Source organism: Rosenbergiella epipactidis (genome assembly GCF_018494055.1).
GTDB classification, from domain to species: domain Bacteria; phylum Pseudomonadota; class Gammaproteobacteria; order Enterobacterales; family Enterobacteriaceae; genus Rosenbergiella; species Rosenbergiella epipactidis.
The window spans coordinates 1-25581 of record NZ_JABBFQ010000007.1; the positions used below are offsets into that span (position 1 = coordinate 1).

Annotated in this window: 29 protein-coding genes; 1 reads left to right on the plus strand and 28 read right to left on the minus strand. The window is 49.2% G+C overall.

The window, feature by feature from the left end; translation table 11 throughout:
• Window positions 1–109: 109 nt before the first annotated feature.
• From hemG to ubiD, 6 genes are all read right to left on the minus strand, one after another.
• Window positions 110–649, minus strand: coding sequence for a menaquinone-dependent protoporphyrinogen IX dehydrogenase (hemG, locus tag HGT71_RS11210; protein ID WP_214217856.1), 540 nt, complete (start codon window positions 647–649; stop codon window positions 110–112).
• A gap of 9 nt (window positions 650–658) precedes the next feature.
• Entirely contained in the window at window positions 659–2110 is a 1452-nt protein-coding gene (trkH, locus tag HGT71_RS11215; protein ID WP_048911259.1) for a Trk system potassium transporter TrkH, read from the minus strand.
• A 34-nt stretch (window positions 2111–2144) separates the two neighbouring features.
• A complete protein-coding gene (locus HGT71_RS11220; protein ID WP_214217858.1) occupies window positions 2145–2756 on the minus strand; it encodes an IMPACT family protein in 612 nt (203 codons plus the stop codon).
• A complete protein-coding gene (pepQ, locus tag HGT71_RS11225) occupies window positions 2756–4087 on the minus strand; it encodes a Xaa-Pro dipeptidase (protein WP_214217860.1) in 1332 nt (443 codons plus the stop codon). Before pepQ ends, HGT71_RS11220 begins: the two co-directional genes overlap by 1 nt.
• 192 nt (window positions 4088–4279) lie before the next feature.
• A complete protein-coding gene (gene fre / locus HGT71_RS11230) occupies window positions 4280–4981 on the minus strand; it encodes an NAD(P)H-flavin reductase (protein ID WP_048911256.1) in 702 nt (233 codons plus the stop codon).
• A 46-nt stretch (window positions 4982–5027) separates the two neighbouring features.
• Entirely contained in the window at window positions 5028–6503 is a 1476-nt protein-coding gene (ubiD, locus tag HGT71_RS11235; RefSeq protein ID WP_048911255.1) for a 4-hydroxy-3-polyprenylbenzoate decarboxylase, read from the minus strand.
• Window positions 6504–6684: 181 nt separating this feature from the next.
• Between ubiD and rfaH the strand changes: the two genes are divergently transcribed.
• Entirely contained in the window at window positions 6685–7179 is a 495-nt protein-coding gene (gene rfaH, locus HGT71_RS11240) for a transcription/translation regulatory transformer protein RfaH (protein WP_214217864.1), read from the plus strand.
• Here the strand turns inward: rfaH and tatD are convergent.
• The 22 genes from tatD to HGT71_RS11350 all read right to left on the minus strand — a co-directional run bounded on the left by tatD (window position 7174) and on the right by HGT71_RS11350 (window position 25567).
• Window positions 7174–7962: a 3'-5' ssDNA/RNA exonuclease TatD gene (tatD, locus tag HGT71_RS11245; RefSeq protein ID WP_214217865.1), complete on the minus strand. Its 789-nt coding sequence runs from the start codon at window positions 7960–7962 to the stop codon at window positions 7174–7176. The genes rfaH and tatD overlap by 6 nt on opposite strands.
• Before the next feature lie 85 nt (window positions 7963–8047).
• Complete coding sequence (tatC, locus tag HGT71_RS11250; protein WP_099823111.1) at window positions 8048–8800, minus strand: Sec-independent protein translocase subunit TatC; 753 nt, start codon at window positions 8798–8800, stop codon at window positions 8048–8050.
• Window positions 8800–9333, minus strand: a complete 534-nt coding sequence (gene tatB, locus HGT71_RS11255; RefSeq protein WP_214217867.1) for a Sec-independent protein translocase protein TatB — start codon at window positions 9331–9333, stop codon at window positions 8800–8802. The genes tatC and tatB overlap by 1 nt, the downstream gene beginning before the upstream one ends.
• Before the next feature lie 3 nt (window positions 9334–9336).
• Window positions 9337–9579 (minus strand): twin-arginine translocase TatA/TatE family subunit, encoded by a 243-nt coding sequence (gene tatA, locus HGT71_RS11260; RefSeq protein ID WP_048911250.1) that lies wholly within the window; start codon window positions 9577–9579, stop codon window positions 9337–9339.
• 85 nt (window positions 9580–9664) lie between these two features.
• Window positions 9665–11302: a ubiquinone biosynthesis regulatory protein kinase UbiB gene (gene ubiB, locus HGT71_RS11265; RefSeq protein WP_214217868.1), complete on the minus strand. Its 1638-nt coding sequence runs from the start codon at window positions 11300–11302 to the stop codon at window positions 9665–9667.
• The gene (gene ubiJ / locus HGT71_RS11270; RefSeq protein ID WP_214217869.1) at window positions 11299–11904 is read right to left on the minus strand and encodes a ubiquinone biosynthesis protein UbiJ; all 606 of its coding nucleotides are present in this window, start codon (window positions 11902–11904) and stop codon (window positions 11299–11301) included. Before ubiJ ends, ubiB begins: the two co-directional genes overlap by 4 nt.
• Window positions 11904–12659, minus strand: coding sequence for a bifunctional demethylmenaquinone methyltransferase/2-methoxy-6-polyprenyl-1,4-benzoquinol methylase UbiE (gene ubiE, locus HGT71_RS11275; RefSeq protein WP_048911243.1), 756 nt, complete (start codon window positions 12657–12659; stop codon window positions 11904–11906). Before ubiE ends, ubiJ begins: the two co-directional genes overlap by 1 nt.
• Complete coding sequence (rmuC, locus tag HGT71_RS11280) at window positions 12649–14133, minus strand: DNA recombination protein RmuC (RefSeq protein ID WP_214217870.1); 1485 nt, start codon at window positions 14131–14133, stop codon at window positions 12649–12651. Before rmuC ends, ubiE begins: the two co-directional genes overlap by 11 nt.
• A gap of 26 nt (window positions 14134–14159) precedes the next feature.
• Entirely contained in the window at window positions 14160–14783 is a 624-nt protein-coding gene (locus HGT71_RS11285) for a LysE family translocator (protein WP_214218029.1), read from the minus strand.
• Between the two features lie 67 nt (window positions 14784–14850).
• Entirely contained in the window at window positions 14851–15612 is a 762-nt protein-coding gene (gene udp / locus HGT71_RS11290) for a uridine phosphorylase (protein WP_099823106.1), read from the minus strand.
• Window positions 15613–15719: 107 nt separating this feature from the next.
• Window positions 15720–16439 (minus strand): C40 family peptidase, encoded by a 720-nt coding sequence (locus HGT71_RS11295; protein ID WP_214217871.1) that lies wholly within the window; start codon window positions 16437–16439, stop codon window positions 15720–15722.
• Window positions 16440–16476: 37 nt separating this feature from the next.
• A complete protein-coding gene (locus HGT71_RS11300) occupies window positions 16477–17364 on the minus strand; it encodes a flagellar motor protein MotB (protein ID WP_214217873.1) in 888 nt (295 codons plus the stop codon).
• Window positions 17361–18230, minus strand: a complete 870-nt coding sequence (motA, locus tag HGT71_RS11305; protein WP_214217875.1) for a flagellar motor stator protein MotA — start codon at window positions 18228–18230, stop codon at window positions 17361–17363. Before motA ends, HGT71_RS11300 begins: the two co-directional genes overlap by 4 nt.
• A complete protein-coding gene (locus HGT71_RS11310) occupies window positions 18224–18943 on the minus strand; it encodes a FliA/WhiG family RNA polymerase sigma factor (protein ID WP_048911237.1) in 720 nt (239 codons plus the stop codon). The genes motA and HGT71_RS11310 overlap by 7 nt, the downstream gene beginning before the upstream one ends.
• Before the next feature lie 9 nt (window positions 18944–18952).
• Window positions 18953–19411, minus strand: a complete 459-nt coding sequence (locus tag HGT71_RS11315; protein ID WP_214217876.1) for a flagellar basal body-associated FliL family protein — start codon at window positions 19409–19411, stop codon at window positions 18953–18955.
• A gap of 9 nt (window positions 19412–19420) precedes the next feature.
• Window positions 19421–20479, minus strand: a complete 1059-nt coding sequence (locus HGT71_RS11320; protein WP_214217878.1) for a flagellar hook-length control protein FliK — start codon at window positions 20477–20479, stop codon at window positions 19421–19423.
• Window positions 20480–20483: 4 nt separating this feature from the next.
• Window positions 20484–20774, minus strand: a complete 291-nt coding sequence (locus HGT71_RS11325) for a hypothetical protein (RefSeq protein ID WP_214217879.1) — start codon at window positions 20772–20774, stop codon at window positions 20484–20486.
• Between the two features lies 1 nt (window position 20775).
• Window positions 20776–21162 (minus strand): flagellar export chaperone FliS, encoded by a 387-nt coding sequence (fliS, locus tag HGT71_RS11330; protein ID WP_214217880.1) that lies wholly within the window; start codon window positions 21160–21162, stop codon window positions 20776–20778.
• Window positions 21163–21173: 11 nt separating this feature from the next.
• Entirely contained in the window at window positions 21174–22448 is a 1275-nt protein-coding gene (gene fliD / locus HGT71_RS11335; protein WP_048911232.1) for a flagellar filament capping protein FliD, read from the minus strand.
• A gap of 190 nt (window positions 22449–22638) precedes the next feature.
• A complete protein-coding gene (locus HGT71_RS11340; protein WP_177173138.1) occupies window positions 22639–23550 on the minus strand; it encodes a flagellin N-terminal helical domain-containing protein in 912 nt (303 codons plus the stop codon).
• 92 nt (window positions 23551–23642) lie between these two features.
• Window positions 23643–24665, minus strand: coding sequence for a hypothetical protein (locus HGT71_RS11345; RefSeq protein ID WP_214217881.1), 1023 nt, complete (start codon window positions 24663–24665; stop codon window positions 23643–23645).
• 2 nt (window positions 24666–24667) lie between these two features.
• On the minus strand, window positions 24668–25567 hold the full coding sequence (locus HGT71_RS11350) for a flagellin N-terminal helical domain-containing protein (protein ID WP_214217882.1): 900 nt from the start codon (window positions 25565–25567) through the stop codon (window positions 24668–24670).
• Window positions 25568–25581 lie beyond the last annotated feature (14 nt).

The following is a 25581-nucleotide window of genomic DNA, read 5'->3' on the forward strand; positions in this document are numbered from 1 at the left end:
CGTATCGTGCTTTGCCGTGTCAGTGGATGCGCATTATAGGGAGTTCCGCTCAGAGCGCAAGGGATTATTTAAAAAAATTTCTCGTTCGTTTCTTTTCTAACCGAACCACTCAATTTGCCAGCAATTTGCTCTTTTTCTCAGCGATTTTCAGGGCAAATTCTCGAACCTTTTCCCATTGCGTGTATTCAACCTCTTTAGTCTTATCCGTTTCTCCCCCGGTCATCTTCATAATTAACCCGATCATAAAGCGATCAAACCAACGATAACGGGGATAGCGCAACGCGCCAGCGAAAACGGCGACCTCATCCGGTACCCAGGAAGAAGCGCTTAAAAACTTATGCGTATAGACATTGGTATCGGGCGAGGCTTTGTCAGGTTTCCGTGCCGTAAGGTTTACCGAATAGAATGCACTGTAGCGCTGAGCTAACTCGTCGAGATGTGCATCGACAAACTCTGCCAACTGTGGGGCAAAGCGCCCGTAGCGAATCGACGCACCGATAATCACTTTATCGTATAGCGACCAATCGATAGGAGGTAACGCCGTTAAATCATAAAGGTCGACCTGTTGCGGAACCATATCCAGCTGGATAGCTTGCGCAATCTTATGAGTCTGGCCATCACGCGTGGAATAAAGAAGAAGAGTTTTCATTCATATACCTTATTGACGCCAGAAGGTTGGCGTGAAAAGAACGAGTAGCGTAAAAACTTCTAAACGCCCAAACAGCATAGTCGAAATCAGTATCCATTTCGCGGTGTCATTCATCGACGCAAAGTTATCTGCTACTACGCCAAGTCCAGGGCCCAAGTTGTTAAGGGTTGCAGCCACCGCGGCAAATGCAGAAAAGTTATCTACACCCGTTGCAATGATTGCCATCATGCTGACTAAAAAGACCAAAGCATAAGCTGAGAAGAATCCCCATACCGCTTCAATGATTCGCTCAGGTAGAGGACGATCCCCCAATTTAATGGTATAGACTGCGTTAGGGTGTACTAAGCGTTTTAGCTCACGGTTACCTTGCTTAAAGAGTAAAAGGATACGGATAACTTTAAGCCCGCCACCTGTCGAACCTGCACACCCACCAATAAACGCGGTACATAATAGAAGGACAGGCAAGAATAATGGCCAATGAGCAATACTGTCTGTAGTGAATCCAGCCGTCGTTGCCATCGAAACAACTTGGAAAAAGGCTTGATCTAATGTCGCCCAAAAGCCGTGATAGACGTGGTGCGTCATAAGGATCAGCGTGGCGATGACCACTAAACTTAACTGCACACCAATAAAGACGCGGAACTCTGGATCACGCCAATACACTTTAAGGCTTCTGCCCGAAAGCAGCGAGAAGTGGAGACCATAGTTACAGCCAGAAATGAGAAGGAAGATTGCAATAATACTGTTGATCAGTGGGCTGTTGAAATAACCGACACTCGAGTCATGGGTAGAAAAGCCACCGATCGATATGGTTGAGAAGCTATGACCAATCGCGTCAAATAACGGCATACCGGCAAACCAGAGTGCTAATGCGCACGCTATCGTCAGCAATACATAAATTAACCATAAGGTTTTAGCCGTTTCAGCAATCCTTGGGCGCATTTTATTATCTTTTAAGGGGCCCGGCATTTCTGCGCGGTAAAGCTGCATCCCCCCTACCCCTAATATTGGTAGGATGGCTACGGCTAAGACGATAATTCCCATCCCCCCTAACCACTGCAACATTTGCCGATAAAATAGGATTGCCTTAGGTAAGGTATCAAGACCGATTAGCGTTGTCGCACCGGTAGTGGTGAGACCAGAGAATGACTCGAAAAAAGCGTCCGTAACAGAAAGATGTGGGCGCTCGGCAAACATAAAAGGCAATGCTCCGACGCTACCTAGCACTATCCAAAATAGGACTACGATAAAAAAACCTTCGCGAGGTTTCAGCTCTCGTCGATGCTTACGGTTAGGCCACCAGAGTAGCGATCCAATCACTAATGCAGTGAGAAAGGTTTGGCTAAACGCTCTTCCTGCCCCATCTCGGTAGATCAGTGCTACAAGCCCCGGCAACATCATGGTGCCTGAGAAGATAATAATTAAAAGACCTACAATACGGGTAAGGGCTCGGAATTGCATGCTGCCTGTCCTATTCGACCTGATTCAGGATTATTTATTGCTGCTGTAAATGGAGTTCACCACGGCTAAATTGACTCAATGCCTCATTGCACTCTGCTAAAAATGCTTCAGGTAAGGCAATGTTAACCGTAACGTGTTCGGTGAAACGCGTATCGAGAAGTTCACCTTGGTGACGCTGCACGATACGTTCGATTTCTGCTAACTGGCCATACTGACATTGGAGCCAGTAGGCCTGTTTGGGAATTTTAACCTGACGCTCGACGTGCTTAAGGGCTAGCTGCACCCCACCACCGTAGGCTTTCACTAATCCCCCGGTTCCGAGCATGACGCCACCATAGTAACGCACCACGACAGCGGTGACTTCGCCCAACCCACTTCCCATCAACTGCGCTAACATAGGCTTACCTGCCGTGCCCGAAGGTTCACCATCATCCGAGAAGCCCAGTTGTTGCGAGTCATTAGGCGCTCCCGCAACAAAAGCCCAGCAATGGTGGCGAGCTGTAGGATGTTGTTCTCGAATAACTTGAACAACATTTTTCGCGGCGTCAACGCCAACGGTATGCACAATGTAGGTAATGAAACGACTCTTCTTTATCGTCTCTTCAACCATTGTTTCTGCTTGAACAGGGATTGGATAGCTATGCATTAGGGTAGCTGTAAATCACGCGTCATGTTCTCGACTCGGTCTGGCCACATAATGACATTATCTTCGATACGAATCCCACCATAAGCTTTTAAATCGTCTATTACATTCCAATTAAAGTGTTGGCTGTACGAACTATTGCGCCATGGTGCGAGGAGAGAATCAATAAAGTACAAACCCGGTTCGATTGTTAGCACCATACGAGGTTCAATCATCCGCGTACAACGTAGCCATGGGTATTCAGCCGGGGCAGCAAGGTGTGTTCCTTGGTCATCTTGCATAAAACCCGCAACATCATGAACTTGCAAGCCGAGTGAATGCCCTACCCCGTGTGGCATAAAGGTCGAAGTGATATTTTCACTGACCAGAGCCTCTTCGCTAATACCTTTCATAATACCGGTTTCGCAGAGAATAGAGGCAATACGCTGATTCATTTGCAGATGATAATCGCTGTAACGCTGTCCCACTGTTAGCGTATCAATTAACGCCAGTTCATGTTGATTCACCGCCGCCACCAGTTCGGCATATAACGTGTTCGGTGATGCTGCATAAGAACGTGTTAAATCAGCGGCATAACCGTTAAACTCGCTGCCCGCATCTAACAAGAAACTCCGAGGAGTTTTCGGCCGGTGGTGATCGAGATGCGTATAGTGTAAGACAGAGGCATGTTCATTGATTGCCACAATATTCCCATAAGGCACATTGGTATCACGTTGTCCTGTCGCCGCGAGATAATCATTATTGATTTGAAATTCACTTTCTCCCGCAAAAAAACTCTCGCGTGCGGCCAGATGCCCTTTCACCGCACTCTTCTGCGCTTCACGCATGCAATACAGCTCATAATCCGTTTTAAAACTACGGTTATAGTGAAGATAGTCGATAATCTGTTGCGGGTTATGCTGCGAGACAGGGATCCCAAGCTCTGTTGCGCGATGCGTCGCCGATCCAAGGTAAGCAACATTGCTGCGATCGGTCGGCAGTAAGGTTGCGATATCGTTGGCCTGTTTTAATGCCACAATGGTAAATTCTTGGCTCCAGTATGTGTCAGGCAGCGGATCGACTTTGTGCCAATAGTCGGTAGGTGAATAGAAATAGAGTGTCGGGCGTGCCTGACCATCAATCCATAACCAACAATTTGCGGTTTCAATAATGGGCAGCCAGGCTTTGAATAAGGGGTTAACTTTAAATGGATACGCATGGTCATCTTGGAACGCCGTGATGAGCTCTCCAGAATGAATCAATAGTGCATCGCGCTGTGATCGCGCCAGAATAATGCGTGCATGAGCGATCAAACTTTCAATATGAGCACGATAGAGTGCGGGTAACGAATTCATTCTGCCTTCTCCAAACGGTTCAAAATCAGCGCATATGGTAGCACAGCTTTTTACTGGAGTGCGCAATGGCTGCTCAGCGGTACGGGGCAAAATGGCGTAGGGTAAAAAGCATCGAATACTAGAAAGAATACCTGTTAAATAAAAAGGCCGATAACGGTGAGTTAATCGGCCTTTGAATACAGAGTCCGCGGCTTATAAGAAAGCGAACGCATCCCCGTAGATATTTTCAGCTTGCGCACCGGCTTCGGCACAGAAACGCTCGCGAGCAATTTTGGCCATTTCGAAGCGGCCGGCAATATAAATATCGTGCTCTGCCAGCGAGACGTGATCGTTAAGCACCGCAGGAAGAACCGTTCCCGTACGCCCTTGCCATTGCGTATCGGGTTGCTCGACTACAGGAATAATTTTGAGCGAAGGGTGACGTACAGCCAAGGCCTCCAGCTCAGTTAAATCATAAAGGTGTTGAGGCTCACGCCCGCCCCAATAGAGCTCAATCTCACGGTCTGGGTTTTCGGCTAAGGCGGTGAGCAGGATTGAACGGGCATAAGAGAACCCGGTGCCCCCAGCAATGAGAATCATCGGTCGTTGACCACCTTCACGTAACCACGCATCACCATGAGGCATATCGACTTGAATAGTTTTCTGCTCACGGATTTTATCCATAACTGCCATGGCATAAAGGTTCATATCCGAAGCGCCAATATGTAATTCAATAATATCTTTTTCCATTGGCGTTGAGGCCACAGAGAATGGACGTTTGTCTTGCTCATCCATTACCACCATTAAGTATTGGCCCGCGCGAAAAGTAAATTCGGTTTCAGGAACAATCCTCACCCGATAAACGGTCTCAGTAATGGTTTCTACAGAAATTACGTTACAGCTTAAAATAGTCATTCGTTACCTCTGTCAGGCATTGACAAGTTTATTGTAATGTTGGCCTTTATTGCTTCGGAAAAATCGCTAAGTCATCCCACAAAGCGTCCACTCGAGCGGTGACATCGGGGTCTTTGACGATGGGGCGTCCCCACTCACGGTCTGTCTCACCCGGCCATTTATTGGTTGCATCCATGCCCATTTTGGAACCTAATCCTGAAACTGGCGAGGCAAAATCCAGATAGTCTATGGGCGTATTCTCGACCAGAACCGTATCACGTGCGGGATCCATTCGTGTGGTGATAGCCCAAATAACGTCGTTCCAATCGCGAGCATTGACGTCATCGTCACACACTATCACGAATTTGGTATACATAAACTGGCGTAAGAAAGACCACACGCCAAACATAACGCGCTTTGCATGCCCTGCATACTGTTTCTTGATGGTCACCACGGCTAAGCGATAGGAACAGCCTTCCGGCGGTAAATAGAAATCGACAATTTCCGGAAACTGTTTGATCAGAATAGGAACCAATACTTCATTCAAGGCGACACCGAGTACAGCAGGCTCATCTGGCGGGCGGCCAGTATAAGTCGAATGATAGATAGGCTTATCACGATGGGTAACATGCGTCACGGTGAAGACGGGAAAATCATCCACTTCATTATAGTAGCCAGTATGGTCACCATAAGGGCCTTCGGGCGCTAAATCCCCGGGTTCGATATAACCTTCCAACACAATTTCCGCGCTGGCTGGTACTTCGAGTTCAGAAGAGAGGCATTTTACGACTTCAGTTTTGGTCCCTCTTAATAACCCCGCAAAGGCATACTCTGACAGGCCATCGGGTACCGGCGTAACCGCGCCTAAAATTGTGGCAGGGTCCGCCCCCAAGGCAACACTGACAGGGAAACGTTCTCCCGGATGAGCTTTACACCACTCCTGGAAATCGAGTGCGCCGCCGCGATGAGACAACCAGCGCATAATCAGCCTATTTTTACCGATGACTTGTAAGCGATAGATACCCAGATTTTGTCGCTCTTTATGCGGTCCACGCGTCACCACTAATCCCCAGGTAATCAGGGGGGCGGCATCTTCTGGCCAGCAGCGCATAACAGGGATTTTATGCAAGTCGACGTCGTCACCTTGTGCGACGTGTTGTTGACAAGGCGCTGAACGCAGCCTTTTCGTTGGCATATTTAAGACATTTTTGAAACGCGGGAGTTTATCAAAGAGATCACGAAAGCCACGAGGAGGCTCAGGCTCTTTCAGGAATGCCAGGAGTTCGCCTACTTCACGTAGCGCGCTCACCTCTTCCCGCCCCATACCAAGGGCGACACGACGCGGTGTACCGAACAGGTTACACAATACCGGCATATCGTAACCTTTGGGGTTTTCGAAGAGTAACGCCGGGCCCCCTGCCCTCAAGGTCCGGTCAGCAATTTCAGTCATTTCAAGATTCGGATCGATCGGGAGTGTGATACGTTTTAACTCACCGATGGCTTCCAACTGCTGGATAAAGTCTCTTAAGTCCTGATATTTCATAACGGGTGATATCTACGATTATGATGAGCAATAATGCCATTATATGTATGAATAGCGTCGGGCGCTGCGATTTATTTGGGTAAATTCCAGAATTTACTGAGATCGCTTAGGCTTAACCCACAAGTAAACTATACCAATAAATATCTCTTTGTTATTATTTACCGTTATCTTTGGAGAGATTATGGCCGGTTGGTATTTACTGTATTGCAAGCGTGGTCAGATGGCCCGCGCACAAGAACATTTAGAGAGACAGCAAGTCACCTGTTTTGTCCCGATGATTGAGACGGAAAAGTTGGTGCGGGCAAAGGTGAAAAAAGTCTGTGAGCCACTCTTCCCAAACTATCTCTTTTTGCAGTTCGACCCTGAGGTGATTCACACCACTACCATCAGCGCCACACGTGGTGTCAGCCACTTCGTTCGTTTTGGCTCAACACCTGCCTTAGTCCCAGAACAGGTCATCGCCGGGTTACAAACCAGCCCTTCAGACAGTGCTTTCTGCCCCGCCTTACCGCAAGCCGGTGAGAGTGTCATGATCACTGGGGGGATTTTTGAAGGGATGAGCGCTATTTACCAAGAAACCGACGGCGAAACACGCTCAATCTTATTACTCAATCTGTTAAACAAGACAGTGGCACGCAGCGTAGAGAACGATGCGTTTACCAAACACTCACTATAAACCGCTAAGGCCGAATAACCGGCGGGCATTACTGTCAGTTTGTACTGCTAGAGTTTGCGGATCTTCGCCACGCCACGCCGCGACCTGATGGACAATATGCGGAAGATAACAAGGTTCATTACGCCTTGAAGGGGGTCGAGGTCGCATATCTCTCGGAAGCAGATAAGGCGCATCGGTTTCGAGTAATAGACGGTCAGCGGGGATTAGAGGTAAAAGCTCTCGTACTTCAATCCCACGTCGTTCATCACACACCCATCCGGTAATACCCATCATCATGCCTTGTGCAAGATAGTCCTCAAGCTCCTTACGCGTGCCGGTAAAACAGTGCACGACCACCGCGGGAAGCTTATCTAACCATGGCGTGAGAATCGCCATAAAACGATCGTGTGCTTCACGACAATGAAGAAAGACTGGCATGGATAATTCGGCCGCTAATTCAAGCTGCGCGTTGAACGCGTACTCTTGTTGCTCGGGCATTGAGATATTGCGATTGTAGTCCAGACCACACTCACCAATCGCGACCACCTGGGGTTGACTCGCTAACCGGCGAAGCGTGCCAGCGGTTTCTTGTGACCATTCACTCGCGTGATGTGGGTGCACGCCGGCAGTAGACCAACAATAGCCCGGGTGCTGAGTAGCGAGAAATTGTGCTTGCTGACTTTCGAGTGCATTCGTGCCAGTAATGAGAATGCCAGTAATGCCTGCTTGCTGGGCACGCGTGACGATCTGTTTTCTATCTTTGGCAAACTGCGTACTTGTTAGGTTAACACCAATATCAAACATCTTATTTTCCAACGCGAGGCCACCCTAAGGTGGCCTGGTTCAACGTTGTTCCGCAGCGTATTCCGCAGAACCTGAGAGTGGGACCTCAGGATTCGCTATCCTGTTCCTTATCCCAACGTCCTTTTCCTACATAATAACGGGAGAAGAATACGCCGACTTCGAATAGGCAGTACATCGGAATAGCGAGTAAAGTTTGAGAAAAAACGTCAGGAGGTGTTAACAGCATTCCCACCACAAACGCACCGACCAAGATATAAGGCCGTTTTTTACGCAGATCGTCCGGCGTAGTTAAACCGGTCCAGCACAACAGGACGATTGCTATAGGTACCTCAAATGCCACACCAAAGGCGAGGAAAATAGCCATAACGAAATCGAGATAGTTACTAATATCCGTAGCAATCTGTACGCCTTGCGGAGCCGTCTTGGCGAAGAAACCGAACGCCAGCGGGAAAACAATAAAATAAGCAAACGCCACCCCGACATAGAACAGCAGGGTACTTGAGAAAAGTAATGGCATTACCAGTTTACGTTCATGGCGATAGAGTGCTGGCGCGATAAATGCCCAGACTTGATAAAGAATGACTGGAACCGCCAAAAACACTGAAACGATGATGGTGAGTTTGATAGGGGTAAAAAAAGGTGATGCGACATCTGTCGCAATCATACTGGCCCCAACAGGCATTTGCCGGATCAGCGGTGCAGCAATCAGTTGATAAATATCATTCGCGAAATAGATTAACGCGAGGAAAATAATAAACACAGCAATAATGCAGTTAAGCAGCCGCTTACGTAGCTCAATTAAGTGGCTGATAAGCGGTTGAGTATCTTCGACTTCCATTAACTTTTATCTTCGCTAGGAGTAGAGGTGGCTTCTTTGACGACACCCTGAGCCGGCTCAACCGCTGGGGTTGGCTTGGCGGTAGTCGCCGCCTTTTCGTCTTCTGGGGTCACTAAACGCGAGGAAGTTGCTGTCGGCTTAGGCGCTTCGCTGGCTGCCTGACTCGACGTCGAGGCTTTCGCCTTTTCGACTGAATCAGTATGAGAGGCTAAATCCTCATCCCGCTCAGTTTCAATCGATTCATGGTAGGTTTGCTTTACAGAATCAGCGGTTTTACGTAACTCTTCGATCGACTCTTTTAGCTCAGGAGAGAGCATGCCCTTACCGGCTTCTTCCACCTTTTTAACGCTATCCTGCAGTTCTTGTAGCTTTAATTCTTGCGCCAGTTCATGCTGCACATTCGCAGCCAAAGAACGGATAGCACGGATCCAACCGACGACCGTTTTTACCGCGACAGGCAGTCGCTCTGGGCCGAGTACCACAAGCCCTATCACGAAAACCAACAGTAATTCGCTAAATCCAATATCGAACACGAGTTATACCTGATCTTTGTCTTTGTGCTTAACTTCAGATTGCGAAGCGTTTTCAGAATCAGAAAGGGATTTTGTTGAGAAATCGGCATCCTGATCTTTCTTCGTTTCGTCGTCGCTCATTGCTTTTTTGAAACCTTTGATCGATGAGCCTAAATCGGAGCCTAAATTACGTAGCTTTTTCGTTCCGAAGAATAGGATAACAATAACGGCAATGATGAGGAGTTTGGTAATACTGATCCCAGCCATGATGACCTCAAAATGATAATAGCTTGTTAATTAAAATTAATCATACCAGATGTTCCACAGCAATGCTGTGCTCTGCCATGACTCTTTACGTAGTTTTTCGCCAGCCCACTATCCAGCTAATTAAGGCTCCTGCCAGTAATCCTCCCGACATCCATTTCAATTCCGGGTGAACGAGCATTACGGCCGTGCTGCTGAGCAAGCAAATTGCTCCCATTCCCCACAAATATCGCACTTGAGTATGACGGTTATGCTGTTGGTTAAGCTGATCCGCGAGTTTATCGACGCTGTGCTTTAACAATTTATGATGATGGAGGGTATCAAAAACCAGTTCCGGTAGCTCAGGCAGACGCTCTGCCCACATCGGGGCTTTGGTTTTCACCGTACGCCACAGCGCAGGCAGCCCCACTTGATCCTTAATCCAGTCCTCAAGGAACGGCTTCGCCGTTTTCCATAAGTCCAGTTGCGGATAAAGTTGGCGACCAATTCCTTCAATATAAAGCAAGGTTTTCTGTAATAACACCAATTGCGGCTGAACTTCCATGTTGAAGCGACGCGCGGTGTTAAAAAGATTCAGTAACACATGACCAAAGGAGATTTCAGCCAAAGGCTTTTCAAAAATCGGTTCACATACCGTTCTGATTGAAAACTCAAAATCCTCGACATTGGTGTCAGGTGGTACCCATCCAGAATCGACGTGGAGCTCAGCGACTCGCCGATAATCACGATTGAAAAAGGCGATGAAGTTTTCTGCGAGATAGCGCTTGTCGTTTTTATTTAACGAGCCAACAATTCCGCAGTCGATAGCGATATATTGCGGGTCATCAGGATGGTCATGACTCACAAAAATATTCCCTGGGTGCATATCCGCATGGAAGAAGCTGTCACGAAATACTTGGGTAAAGAAGACCTGCACGCCACGCTCGGCGAGGAGTTGCATATTAATGCCCCGCTCTACCAGTGTCTGCGTGTCAGAGATCGGAATACCGTAGATACGTTCCATCACTAACATTGTTTCACTGCCATAATCGGAGTAAACCTCCGGGACATACAGCAGGTTATTGCCTTCAAAATTGCGACGTAACTGAATAGCGTTGGCCCCTTCACGTAGAAGGTTTAGCTCATCAATTAACGTTTTTTCGTAATCTTTAACAACTTCAATCGGGCGAAGACGACGACCATCCGGTAAGATCCGCGGTAACCAGCTTGCTAACCGATAAATCAGTCGCATATCGGCTTTGATAACAGGCAGAATATCCGGACGAATCACCTTAATCACGACATGCTTCTGATTCTCTTTGAGAATAGCCGTGTGGACCTGTGCAATCGATGCCGAAGCTAATGGGTTGATATCAAAATCATCAAAATAGGTTTCAACTGGCCCCCCTAACGATTTTTCAATCTGAGCTTTCGCACGGACGCCGTCAAAAGGTGGAACACGGTCTTGCAGCGATGCTAACTGATCGGCAATTTCAGGAGGGAAAAGGTCGCGTCGCGTCGACAACATTTGCCCCAGCTTAATCCAGACCGGACCTAACTGCTCAAGGGCAAGACGCAGACGTAAACCTATCGCCTTATCTTGGTGCTTATTCGGTATCCAAAACACACCCTTACGCCAAAGCCTAAGCGGTAAGGCTAAACGCGTTCGAGGAATTAACTCATCTAATCCGTAAGTTAAAAATATACGAATAATAAAATAGAGCCGACGCAATTCACCAAACGTCATAGAGTCTCCAATTTCGATAAACGATCTTCTAACGCATCACACTGCCGTGCGACCGCTTGTGCTTCTTCACAAAACCACGCTTGTTCTAAAGCACCGGGAACTACGCGCCACTCTTCGATCAGCGTATCACCGACTTGAGATTGCCGTCTAAGCAAGGTTCGCTGGACGAAGTGGGCAATATTTTTCCCCGTCTGGCTCACCGATTGGGCGACTAAGTCGCCGACCCAAGGCGCAAGATACTCGGCAGGATCGAACTCGGCTAAATCGATCAAGGTTGAAAAGAGTTGGATAACTTGAAGATCACCCTCAACGTCAACTTGGCTCGACTTGATCAACGATGTCAGGTTTTTACGATCCTGAAGCTGAGGTAAAACCGTTATACTGAGCGTTACAGTACAATCACTGTCTGGCGTTGCCGTATTCAACACGTCGATCTGCTGATCGCTAAAGTACAGTACCAGCGGCTGTCCCAGCTCACGAATATTAAGGGTAAGAATTTTCCCTTTTAGACGCTGCCGAGTACTTTTCGCCCCGCGATCCTGCCAGAGCGTTCGGTTAAGCCCTTGCTCAAGAAGCGCCGTGATCATTGGCATGGTTGGCATTAAAATTTATACCCGCGATGCAGCGCAACGATCCCACCGGTGAGGTTGTAATAGGTGCTATTTTCAAACCCAACGTCTTCCATCATCTGTTTTAAGGTCTCTTGATCCGGATGCATACGAATAGATTCCGCCAGATAGCGATAGCTTTCAGCGTCGTTCGCCACCAGCTGCCCAATGCGGGGAAGAATATGGAAAGAGTAAGCATCGTAGACTTTGCTAAGTGGCTCTAGCAGCGGTTTCGAGAACTCTAGAACTAATAGGCGACCGCCCGGCTTCAAGACACGAAACATCGAGGCTAACGCTTTATCTTTATCGGTAACGTTACGCAGGCCAAAAGAGATAGTAATACAGTCAAAATAATTATCCGGAAAAGGGAGCGCTTCAGCATTCGCTTGTACGTAACTCACATTCCCTGCAATGCCGAGGTTGCGCAGTTTTTCGCGTCCCATTTTTAGCATTGAGCTATTGATATCCGCTAGGACGACTTCACCGGTCTCGCCCACTAAACGAGAAAATTTTGCCGTTAAATCGCCGGTCCCACCCGCAAGGTCGAGAACGCGTTGACCACGACGCACACCACTGCAATCTATGGTGAAGCGTTTCCACACTCGGTGAATGCCCATCGACATGAGATCATTCATCAGGTCGTATTTTGCTGCGACGGAATGGAATACATCGGCTACTTTGCCGGCCTTTTCATCTTTAGCTACGGTTTGAAAGCCAAAGTGGGTGGTGTCCTTGGAATTATCTGCCATCTGTATTTACCTGCTTAGTCAATGCGTCTGTATCAAGTGTATCAGAGTCCGGCTCATCTGACATGGCTTGTTCGGTTAATTGCTTGTCTATAGGACGTTTTACCTCAACCCCTAACTGTCGGAAGGCTTCGGTTTGTGCCAGCATATTACCACGTCCATGGGTGAGCTTTTTCATCGCTTGATGATAACTGGATTGTGCCTTATCCAAGGTCCCTCCCAACATCGTCATATCCTCTATAAAGAGGCGCATTTTGTCGTAGAGTTTTGCCGCACGTTCAGCGATTTTTTGTGCGTTCTGACTTTGATGCTCGTAGCGCCAGAGGTTATTAATCGTGCGTAACGCCACCAACAGCGTGGTGGGACTGACCAACATAATATTATGGGATAGCGCTTCATTGATCAGTTCGGGTTCCCGGTCCAAGGCCAACAGAAAAGCCGGTTCTACGGGGATAAACATTAAAACGTAATCAAGACTGCGCAATCCCGGTAAGCCTTGATAATCTTTACGACCCAACCCACGGATATGCTGTCGTACTGCCAAAATATGTTCTTGAGCGGCTTGCTGGCGAGCCACATCATCCGTGGCATTAAAGTAGCGTTCATAAGCAACCAAAGTCATTTTAGCATCGATAACCACATCTTTCTCTTGAGGTAATCGCACGATGATATCGGGTTGATAGCGCTTTTGTTCACTCTGGATACTGACTTGGGTCTGGTATTCGTAGCCCTCACGTAACCCGGAAGCTTCTAATACGCGTGCTAAGACAACTTCTCCCCAGTTCCCCTGAATTTTGTTATCTCCCTTCAGGGCATTTGTCAGGTTAAGCGCTTCTTGTGCCATTTGGCTATTGAGTTGTTGTAACTGTTTTATTTCATGCGTAAGCGTATGTCTTTCGCGAGCCTCTTGACTAAAGCTCTCACTCACGTGGCGACGAAACCCATCCAGTTGTTCGCGAAGAGGGGATAGTAATCCAGTGAGACTTTGACGATTCTGTTCGTCGACCCGGCGATGGCTCTGTTCGAAAATTCGGCTGGCAAGGTTTTCGAACTGCGTGGTAAGACGCTTTTCACTGTCGGTTAATAGCTGATGCTTCTCTTCCATCGCACGTTGCGACTCTTGCCAACGCGTAGTGACTTCTCTTAGCTCTGCCTCTTGCGCACGATTAAGGTCAAATTGGTGACGTAATTCCTGATTAAGCTGCTCAGTCTGTTGCTGCCAGTAGTCCAGTTGTTGAAGCTTTTCCTGTGCGGCGGCGGCTTTTGCATGCCACTCACTTTGCCGTTGCTGTAATACCTCTAGCTGCTGTTGCAGCGCTTGTTCACGCTGCTCGCTAAGCTGTAAGTTTTGTGAAAGGTGGCCGAATTCTGCCTCCCGTACCGCCGTACTCCGCCCTGTGCGTAAGATAGCAATTAGCCACCCCACAACAATGCCGCACAATACCAACGCCGCATAGATTACGCTCTGAAAATCCAAGGTCACCCTCTTAATATTTTAATGTATTAGCGCGAACTGAACGCGAGTTTTGCTGCAAACAATACAAATACGCCTGCCGTAACACGGTTCATCCACTGAATGATTTTCGGCTGCTGTAAATACCCTGACGCTTTGGCGGCGATATTGATCAGTACCGTTGACCATAAGGTCCCGATCGCGACATGAATAGAGACCAATAAAAAGGTCCATATCACCGGTGATTGCCCTGCCGGGATAAATTGCGGCAGGAAACTGACGTAAAAAATACCAATTTTGGGGTTTAATACATTCCCTAAACAGCCACGCAAAAACCAATTCGTCGTTTTAGGTTGCTGGCTTGCCGAGGCGATCGTTAAGGGTTGGGGGCGGGCAAGAATAAGCTGTATCGCTAACCAGAGTAGGTAAGCGGCGCCGATCCATTTTAAACAGTCGTAGGCAACTTGCGAGGCAGCAAGCAGCGCCCCCAGCCCTAGCGCCACAATTGTCCCCCAGATATAGCATCCCGCATTAATCCCTAATGCCGCTTTAAAGCCGTTTTTGCGACCTTCGGCGATAGAGGTTCTGAGTATAAGGGCGGTGTCGAGTCCAGGGGTCAAGGTTAGCAGTATTGCTGCAAGGCTAAACGTTAACAGTGTCGCTATCATTACAATCCACCTCATGCGTTAATTGAGCTAATAGCAACACTATACGTTTTCTACCTAATAAAGCGAGAGCGGTTTATAGCAAGCGACGCGCCGCCTCGACGACAATACGTACGGCCATACTTTCCGTATTCTGCATCGTGCTTTCGTCAGGGATCTCTTGCTGTGTCCGGTTTACAATTACACCTGCGATCATCCCTGCCCGTAGGCCTTGGCTTGCACACTGAGTGAATAGCGTCGCGGATTCCATTTCGTAGTTAAGTACCCCCATCAGTTGCCATTCTTGTAGGCTCCCTTGAAAAGCACTGACCACTCGGCCGGAATAGGTATCGTAGCGCTCTTGGCCTGAGTAGAAGGTATCGGAAGAGGCCGTAATACCAATATGGGTCGAGGCCCCTAAGGCTTTCGCCGCGTCGACTAAAGCGGTGGTACAGCTAAAGTCGGCCACCGCCGGGAACTCTATTGGGGCAAAATGGCGGCTTGCGCCGTCAAGTCGGACCGCCCCGGTGGTGACTAATACATCACCCACTTGAATATCGGGTTGAATCGCGCCCGTTGTACCAATACGTAAAAAAGTACGGATGCCCAATTGTGCTAACTCTTCCACCGCAATAGAGGTAGAAGGCCCGCCAATGCCGGTCGAGCAGACGATCACCGCCTGTCCGTCGATTTCTGCCCGCCAAGAGGTGAACTCACGATGCGAAGCCAGCGGCTGTGGATTATCCATTAATTCGGCAATTTTTCTGACCCTTTCAGGCGCCCCAGGAACAATGGCTAGTGTCGCGCCCTGTAGATCGGCTTTTGTTAGACCAAGGTGAAAAACTTCTGCTTTCGACATACGACCCTCACTTGTGCTGGATATTAATGGCGTTAATCTTATGACACCCTAGCGGAAGGCCAACGAGTGTGACTAGAAAAATCGATAACGTTCTCAAAATTAGTTTTTTACTGACTCGCTTTATCGCCTAACTGGTCACGGAGTGTCCATTCCGTTAAGACGCGGCGAGCCCCAGCAAAGTGCTGTTGCCAGAATGGCGCATCAAGCTGACTTATCCGAATCGCTAAGCCGGTGCGCGGCGCTTCAATAAATTGGTGGTTACCTAAATAAACGCCTACGTGGTCGGGAGTGGTTTGTCGATGAATCGTGAAAAACAGTAGATCCCCTCTGCGTAATCGTCCTGGGGTAACGGCGCGCATCCGTTTATCGCTAAACAACGTACTGGCCGTTCGTGGAAGTGGCCAGTTAACATAGTTTCGGAACGCAAACCAGACTAACCCGCTGCAATCAAATCCTTGGTTAGGGGTTTGCCCTCCCCAACGATAAGGAAGTCCTATCTGGGCCTGCAAGGTATCGATCACCTTTTCAAGCGTGGCTAATAATTTCGGCGATCCGGTTTCTCGTAGTAACTCATCGGGGGATAATAGTGCCCACCCCAAGCCACTGTCCCCTGGGATAATTCCTCGATTTAACAGCCAAAGTGAGTGCTGCCGACGCCGTTTTTTATCTTCTCCCGCGTCAGACGCAGTCGCGGTGGTATGCATTGCCTGATGATGCGTTGCCTGCTGCCACAAACGTAGCCGATTCCTTTCGCGCTGTTGCTTGTCGGCGCTATGCTGAGGGATACTCGCGGGCATCTCGGCATAAGCCTGGGGGATGACAAGCATTATTATTACGATTAATAAATTACGCACTGCCCACTCATTACTCGTGCGCTGACGATGTCGGAATGGCATGCGTAGCAGGCATAGCAAAGGATTTCTCCCAAGCAGATAGCCCCGCCGCGGAGAGAATAATAAATTCTATACGGCGGTTTATCGCATTGGTCGGCTGCTGCGGATCCAGCAGTTTCTGATCGGCCACCCCCGAAATCTGGATGATCTTATCGCTTTCAATCCCGGCGCGTATTAGTACCTGCCGTGCAGACTGCGCACGGTTAACGGATAAACTCCAATTATCGTAAAATGGATTTTGCTGATACGGGGTCGCATCTGTATGGCCGATAATCATGAGATGAGACCCGCTCTGCTTCAATGCTGGCACCAGGCTTGCCAACAGCTGTTGGAAATAGGTCGTCACCTTTGCGCTGCCGCGCTCAAACATCATACGGTGCTGGTCGTCATTCACCACGACTCGAATACCTTGGGCGAGACGTTCAATTCGCATATTACTCTGCGCTTGCTTACCTATCATCAGGCTTTGCAGCGCTTGCTGTAAGTGTCGTTGGTCTGCATCCGCTTGCTTAACCGAATCGGTTACCGTACTGGCTGTAGGTTGTGGTGAGACACTGGCGTTACCCACCGCGCTTGGCGTCACTTCTGGCGCATTGGCGGGCGCCGGATCGTGAGCAGAAAACGATATGGGGCTGAAGGAGTGGCTATCGAAGATCGATTGATTATTTAAGGTGTACATAATCGCTTTGCGATCTTTCTCTGAGACCTGCCCCATAATCCACATCACCATGAACAGAGACATTAACGCTAGCATAAAGTCAGCAAAAGCAACTTTCCATGCCCCGCCATGTCCACCTGTATGGGTACGGCGGGCACTGCGTTTAATGATTGTCGTGTGGCCTTTCTGACGTCCACTCATGCCGCTTGTGCATCCTGACGTGTATCGACCCAGCCTTCCAGCTGCGTGAAAGACGGTTTACTCTCTACAGGCAACATTTTACGCCCCGCATCCACAGCGAGTAGCGGTGGCTTACCCGCCACTTGATTGACCATGATGGTGCGTAAACATTCGAAAGAGGTCATCTTCTTCTTCACCAATTGTTCCATCGCATTGGCTAAGGGATCGATCAGGCAATAACAGATAAATACGCCGAGGAAGGTCCCAATTAAGGCAGCCGCCACTTTTACGCCAATCACGGCAATCGACCCATCAATCGATTGCATTGTGATAACGATACCGAGTACCGCGGCACAGATCCCAAAGCCGGGCATTGCTTCGCCCATTCGTTGTAAGGATCGCGAGGCTTGCAACAGGTTCTCTTCGACCGAGTTAAGCTCTTGCTCTAACAACCCCTCTAGCTCATGTTCATTAATTTTTCCCATCGCCATCATGCGAAAGTTATCCGCAATAAAGGTACAGAGTTCGGGGTCGCTGGCAATAAGGGGATAACGTTGAAACAGTTCGCTATCGGAAGGGTTTTCGATATGGTTATCTAGGCTTCTTAGCCCACCATTTTGCACGCTGTCCAGTAGCTCATACATCAGCATTAAGAGTTGTTGCGAATACACCTCGTTGTAACGGCTCTTACGCATAACCTCTTTAAGTTGTGCGAGGATCTGTTTAAGTACTGAGCCAGAATTGGCCAGCACTAAGGTGCCGATTCCACAGCCCATGATGATCACGATCTCTCCCGGCTGCCAAAAGGCGACGAGGCGACCACCAGAGTGGAGGTATCCCCAAATTAAACAGATAAATACAATAAGTATCCCGCCTATCTTTAACATACCGACTCACTTTGCTTTATATGGGCGACCAACTTATCGTTTAATCGCTTGTTTAATTGACAGACACGCGCTTCACTGATTTCCAATACCAAGGCGATCTCTTTTAAATTCATTTCATGATGGTAATAAAGCGTCAGGATTAACTGTTCCCGTGGGTCCAAAATCGCTATCGCCTGCGAGAGTTGTTGCTGTCTGGCATAAAAACGTTCAGGGTTATCACGGTGCGTACCGAACTGCGCATCGCCCTCCCCCTCCATCACCGCATCGAGGCTCTCTACGCTGGCTAAATACTCGCTTTGAAGATAGTCATGATAGGTTTCTGCATCCAAGGCCAACGCCTGTTGCAGATCGGCAAAATCAGGTTCTCGTCCCAGCTTTTGGGTTATTTGCTGAATTTGATGCGAAAGTTGATGGGTTTTCTGCCTCAGCGTTCGGGGCCGCCAGTCGGCCTGACGTAACTCATCAAGAATTGCGCCACGGATCCGGTATTTGGCATAGCCTGGAAATTCCGCATCGGGAATGCCATATCGCCGTAGGGCGGTTAACAGCCCCACTAAGGCAATTTGCTGTAAATCGTGGCTATCGATGACTGCATTGGCGTGATAACTCAGCTGCCGTAAAATTTTATTCACTAAGGGCAGATACTGCTGAATATAACCGGCCTCCTGCTGTGCCGTGAGCGCATCAGTTTGCGAATAGCCATTGACTGACATGCTGTCCACTTACTGGAAAACCATCTTACTGATCATGATGTCGTCGAAGGGGAGCGCCTGAAAGCCAAGGTGCGCCGCTTCGTCTTGATAGCGCTTAAGTAATTGATCGTGCAGCGCCAAAAGCGTGCGCGATCGCACCTCATCGAAAGGCTGATTATTTAACAGCGCGACCGTCGCGCTTCTTACCGCCGGTTCGAAGGCCTGAGATTGCGTCGACTGCTCTTCCCCTCGAACCACCAACACAACATCGAGCAACAGATAACGTGGGCGGTTCTCTTCCGCCTGCAACGTGATCACTAAGTCTTTTATTTCGATAAAACTGGCTTGAGGGGGCTTACTCTTAAACCAACTGCCCATCCCCTGTGACGCTTTATTTTCCGTTTTATGATCGGCCATTATCCACCATCCCCCTACTCCCATCACGGCAAGGAGGAGAACGATTACGATAATGATCAGGGATTTCTTCATGGTGGACTCTTATAGCGTAATTAAAATGGAGTGGTCGGTCGCCGATGCCTGAGTATCGGTCACGCTAAGGTGATTAGCGGAAATGACCTCGAAATGCTGTGGCTGAGGGGTCTGACGGCGTTGTTGATGGCCTTGCGACGAGACATCGACGGCGACTTGACCACCTTGGCTCAGGGTTAGACTCTCTTTTAAGTCATTCGCCGTTTGTTGTAACAGTTGCTGGGTTTCAGGTACCTCTGCGTGGATATGCAGTTGTAACGCACTGGCATTCATATGCAGCGTAATCGTCATCGCCCCGAGTTCAGCGGGGTGCAATTGCAGCTCGACACTCTGCTGTTGTTGAGAAAGCTGCCAAGTGATATGACCACTGAGCGCGGTGACTAAGGGTTGCGCATACCCCGTTTGATCGCGGCTCAACGTCAGCGGTAAGGTTAACGCGTCCTGTCCGGCGGTTTTCAGCGAAGGAGTGTGTGCGGTGTACGCCGTTGCCGAGGACGGTACAGCCGTTGAGACCTCGGCTGGCGTATGCTCAACGACCAGAGCGGATGGCATACCGTCTGCGCTAGGTAATGGCTGTGAGGTATGCTCACTTTGGCCGGTTACCGAGTGTTCAGCCGGTTGCGGGAAAAAGTAGAGGGTCGGTACAGCGATTTCGTCTAGCGGTTCAGACGTAAGGGCAGCCTCAGTGGTGGTTGAATTATCCCTTGTCACCGGCTCGTCACTCACTCGACGTTTCACTGTATTTAAGGGAAGGTCCAACACTGGCAAGCTGGCTAGCGGTTGCATCTCTGTGTCCGACGCTAAGCGGTCGGTGCTTTGCCTTGGGCTGTTCGCCTCGCGGTAAGCAAATTGCGCCTGTAAACTGTCCAATAGCGGTTGCGCTTTTTCGGCACTCAGGCCGTTTTCCGTAACAGGGCCAGCCGTATCGCGAGGAAGCGAATCTGCCACTGCTGTAGAGAGTAAAAAGGATCCCGCTGACGACTCAGCTTGTGCCGAGCCCTCGGAGATCGAGACTACCGGAGCCGAGGGCGATATCAAGGTTGCAGACGCTAGCGGAGTTATGTTCATGCAGCTATCCCGAGAAACTCTCGTTGTCCCCGAAACAGGCGTATGCTGCCATCGCTTCGCGGTCATCCAGCGTTTTTTGAATTTTCTGCCATAAGGTATCGGCGTGACGTTGGCATTCGGCCAAGCCGATACGATAGAAATGCTGGAGTTGCTGGCGTTGCCGCTCCGTCACGCCCTCAGCCTGTAAGCTCGAGGCGAGCCGTTGGTTCGCACGGGACAAGGCATCCCAGTCTTGTAAGCGGATAGCCTCGTTTATCGCGAGAACTAACTGTTTCAAGCGCTGTTCATCCAACATGTTATACCGCCATCTCGCGCCAACCGGCCTCGATCTCCGCCAATAACGCCTCTACCTCGGCAATTTTTTCAATCGAGAGTTGATGGCTAGCCTCATAGAGGCAACGGACAGCGTAGTCGTATAGGCTGGCCAACGACTTAGCTAATTCGCCCCCCTGTTCAAGATCCAGCGCGCTACTCAGCGCATTAAGGATATCGATGCAGCGATTAATACTGTGCGCTTTCTGTTCATAGCGTTTCGCGTGAATATGGCTTTTTGCTCTGACTAGCTCATCCATCAGTCCGCTAAACATAATTAGCACGAGCTGATGAGGGGTTGCCGTGGCGACTTGACGTTCCAAATCGGCAGAAAGGTAGTCATAACCATCAAGGGTGTCATTACTGTACATAGTCTGTCTCGTTAACCTAATAAGCTGCTCAGGGTATTGTTCATATCCTGCATCGCGCTCTTTAATTTGGTGAACTGCGTTAAGTAGCGGTTATAGGCATCGTTATAGCGAGTGGTAATTTTCGTTTGCCGATCGGTGACCTCACTCTGCTGCCGATCAAGAACCTCTTGCCGGCTTTGTAAAACGCCGTGGCTGGTGCTGAGGTAGTTATTCATCGATTTATCAATGGTCGAGAGCAGGCCTTGGCTATTAAAAAATTGATTGATCGATTGCGGACTTTTACTCAATTGCGTTTTTAAGGTATCGCTGTTCAGTGTCAGCTTGCCGTCTTTATCTGACGTTACGCCAAAGCGGGTCATATCAAAGCCATTGGCCGTACCGCGAATCACGCTGTTTAACTCAGTATTTAGTGAGGAGACTAAGCCGTCGTTCCCCCCTGTGGCCGAACCTTGACTATCTAATACCGTACGTAAACTGTTATAAGCGTCGACGAAACTCTGCAGATTTTTTTGCGTCGTGCTGGTGTCCGTGCCCACGGTAATGGTTAAAGGGGTATCTTTTGCGGTAACCGCTTGTAGATTGATCGTGACACCTTCGATCAGCGAGTCCAATTTATTAGAACTACTACTTAATGCAAGCGAGCCAATACTCACTTTCGCATCCTTCGCCGCAGAGATCTCTACGCCTTGGTTAAGCGCCGCCGCCGTTTGGCTATCTAACTGCCCGGTGGTTAAGGTTAGCGCATTAGCGACACCACTTTCGTCGCTACTCAGCATCAGTTGGACCTTGCCGTCGGTTTTAATTAATGAGGCAGTCACACCAGGGTTATCGGTTGCTTGATTGACGGCATCGGCAAAATCAGCTAACGAGGTTAACTTGCCCATATCAATTGAGATACTTTTATCTTGAATCGCGAGCGTCAAGGATCCACTCGCCTGTTTGACCATCTCATCGGTTAAGCCGGTATACGCCGTCTGTTGGGCAGAAGCTAGCTGGCTAACGGTCAGTGAGTAGGTCCCGCGATTGGCTTGCGAGGTGGTCGTGACTGTCGCCACGGTTGATTGGCTTAACGTCGCCGTATTCGCCAACATTCCCTGCGTTGTACTGTTCAAGCTAGCCATACTGCTACGAAAAGTGGTGAGTGCCGTTTTTAATTTGCTGAGGTTATTACTCTGCGTGGTCAGTGACGTTTGCTGCTTAGTCACGGCACTTTGCGACGCTTGAGTATCGTAACCGGCCATTTGCGTCGCGAGGGTTTGCGGATCAAGGGAACTGATATCGGTCATGGTGGTTATACCCGCTTGGAAAACTGATCAACACGCCGTGGCATCGGCTTCACAAGAACTTGATAAGCAACAATCATGCCAACTTACCAAGCACCGCACCATGGCTGTTAAGAAACGACAAAGCGGAAGACGATCTTCCGCTTTATTGACGAAGAGGAAAGCCGAGGGTCACTCCCTCTTACTAGGCTGCTTAGCCTAAGATACTCATCACTAGGCTCGACATGCTGTTCGACTGCTTAAGCATTGAAGTACTGGTTTGTGCCAGCATTTGGCTACGGGTCATTTTCGAGGCTTCCGACGCGAAGTCAGCATCTTGAATGTTACCCAGCGCTTGATCGGTGTTATCTTTCATATTGGTTAAGTTCGCAGCCGCATGGCTTAGACCATTGATTGACGCACCGAAAGAAGAACGTAGGCTAGAGACGTTATCTAATGCCGTATTCAAGGTATCAATCATCGCATTAGCGTTGGCAGTACCCGAAACAGCTGGTTTATTGTTTGTCGCATCGGCTGCGGTATCTTGTACGGAAGCCGTCGATAACGTATCAATGCTACTAAACACATTTTTGAGTTGTGCTGAGACATCGACTTTAGTGGTTTCACCGCTTTCCGAACCGGTTTGGAAGATCATTGCATCGCCCATTTTCGCTTTGCTAGTTACCGTTCCAGTTGCGTCTTTAGTGTCGCTGAATAACTTATTGCCCGCGTAAGAGGTATTGCCCATGATGCTGCTAAGCTCTGTTTTTAGGCTATCCATCTCAGTGTCAATCGCTTTACGGCTATCTGCAGTATTGGTGTCAGTTGCGCCTTGCGTCGCCAGATCTTTCATGCGGTACATGATATTACTGACTTCATCCATCGCCCCTTCACCGGTCTGCAGCATGGTGGAGGCATCGGCGATATTACGCTGAGCAACCGCCATACCATTGGTTTGACCTTGCAGGCGGGTGGCGACTTGCAGGCCTGCCGCATCGTCAGACGCCTTAGTAATACGTTTACCGGTGCCTAAATGCTCCATTGCGGTGGCCAATGTGGTGTTGGCTTTTTGTAATGCGTTGCTGGCAGACATTGCGGATGAGTTAGTAAAAAGTGTAATAGCCATCTGACGGCTCCTTCAAAAGTGGACGATAAGTAGTAACAAAAGTTAATAACGACTGGCGTCTCACAAAAATAAAGGGCTAGGCTAAATATTTTCTATTCACCGACAATTAATTGATACACCACAGCGGTCGGCAGATTTGCTTGGCATTGTAAGGCTTGGTTTAAACCTCGAAATTCCCCGTGGCATGCCGAGAGTTGCTGACGGATAAGCTTTGCCATGCGTAAGGCTTGCTGGCCTTCTACCGGGAGATCGCGTTGCGCCAGCTGTTGATCGACTTGTTGGCGTTGCCGCAGTAGTTTTTGCCTTTCCTGCTGTAAGTGTCGAACCGCTTGTTCAGCGTTTAATCCGACCGCAGTCGTTTCATTGGTCAGGAGCTGGTGTAGCTGCTGTTCGAAACAGGGGATGGGTTGTGGGCGTAATACGGTCAAACTGTCGGCGGCGAAACAGACACCGCCGCCTCGAACTGTCCAAGTCGCCATGGATAACCACTGGCTTTCGGGCAGCGTAAACAATAAACGCTGGGTCGGCAGATCGTAATAACACCAGATCCTAAACTGACCCAACGCACGATTCAGCGCGAAAAGTCGTTGTCCTAACGACATTTCTGGCGTGATCAGCAGTGATGCCCAGCGCCGGAATGTCCCTTCACCCAAGGCAAAAGTAATGATTTCTCGTTGCTCAGTCACCAATAAAGGGTCTAACGCTTCGCACTGAAAAATGATCTGTGCCGGACGGTCTAGGCAGGCGGTAAAATTGCGGTCTACCGTCCCACCGGATTGCTGCACGCGGCGTTCAACCCATTGACGAGCGTGGCGCAGCTGTCGCTGTCGCTTTTCTCGACTCATCGTCTGTGCCAAGCCCCTCAGCGATAGCTCCGCTTCGTTTAAATAGTCGCTGGCGCGCTGTACCGCGGTAATTTGTAGATTTAACTGCGTATTAAAGCGCTGAGGGTCACGACTGATCAGCAATTCATCCGGAAACCGTAGCCCCTGTCGTGATGAAGCGACCCGCTCAAGGACCTCGTGGGTCGTCGGGACAGCGGAAGGTTGGGAGCGCGTCGCCCCTTCACTACTAAGGGGGCGATTGAAGGTTCCAGAAGAGAGTGGTGATAACATGGTTAAATCACATCAAAGAGAGAAAACTGATTCATTAGACCATACGCCTTACTGCTGTATTCGACCGTCTTCATCCAAGACTGTAATTGTAGCGTCGTTTCAGCGGTGTCCGTACTTTGCAGATGGTTTAGGACTTCACTGTTCGCTGCGCTCAGATCGGTATACATATCTGAAAGCTGCGTAAGCTGATTTTGCCTGCTACCGATCGATGCTCTGGCGCTGCTGACCTTATCCGCTGCATCGCTACTCTGTTGAATTAAGGCTGAAAGCGTTGAACTATCGGCTAAAGACGGGTTCGACGACTGCGTCAGTTTACCGATCTGATTCAATAAGCTCAGCGGGTCGCTACCCGCAGAAAATAGCGAACTCACCGCGGTACCGGCGCTAATACGTTGCTGTTGCCCCACCTGTACGTTGGCAGCTTCATCGTTCCCCTGCCATTGGTATTCACCCTCCACCTTGACCACCGGCGGTTGGGTATTGTTGGTGCCAGCAAAAATATAATGCCCCTGCGCATCTTGGCTATTGAGCAGATTAACGATCCCTTCACGTAAACTGGAGAGTTGAGCCGTATAACCCGCCGTCTGAGTCGTGGATTGCGTTGAGTTATTCATACTGCGCAGCTGATCTTGTAAAGACAGCACCAGATCGCTCATGCTACTGAGTAACGTATCTTGGCGCGTCAAGGCATCGTTCGCTGAGGTGATATTCTGCTGATATTGCGCAGTCATCGCCTGTTGTTGCGTCACCGCAGCCGTACGGGCAGCATTGAGTGGATCCTCCGAGGGGAGCGTTTGCTTTTGCTGCGTAGCCAACTGATCCTGTAACTTCTGTATCTGGGTATTACCCGCTTCTAGGGTTGCCAACATTCTTTGTGGCTGACTAAGACTGCTAATACGCATAATGATTGCCTTCG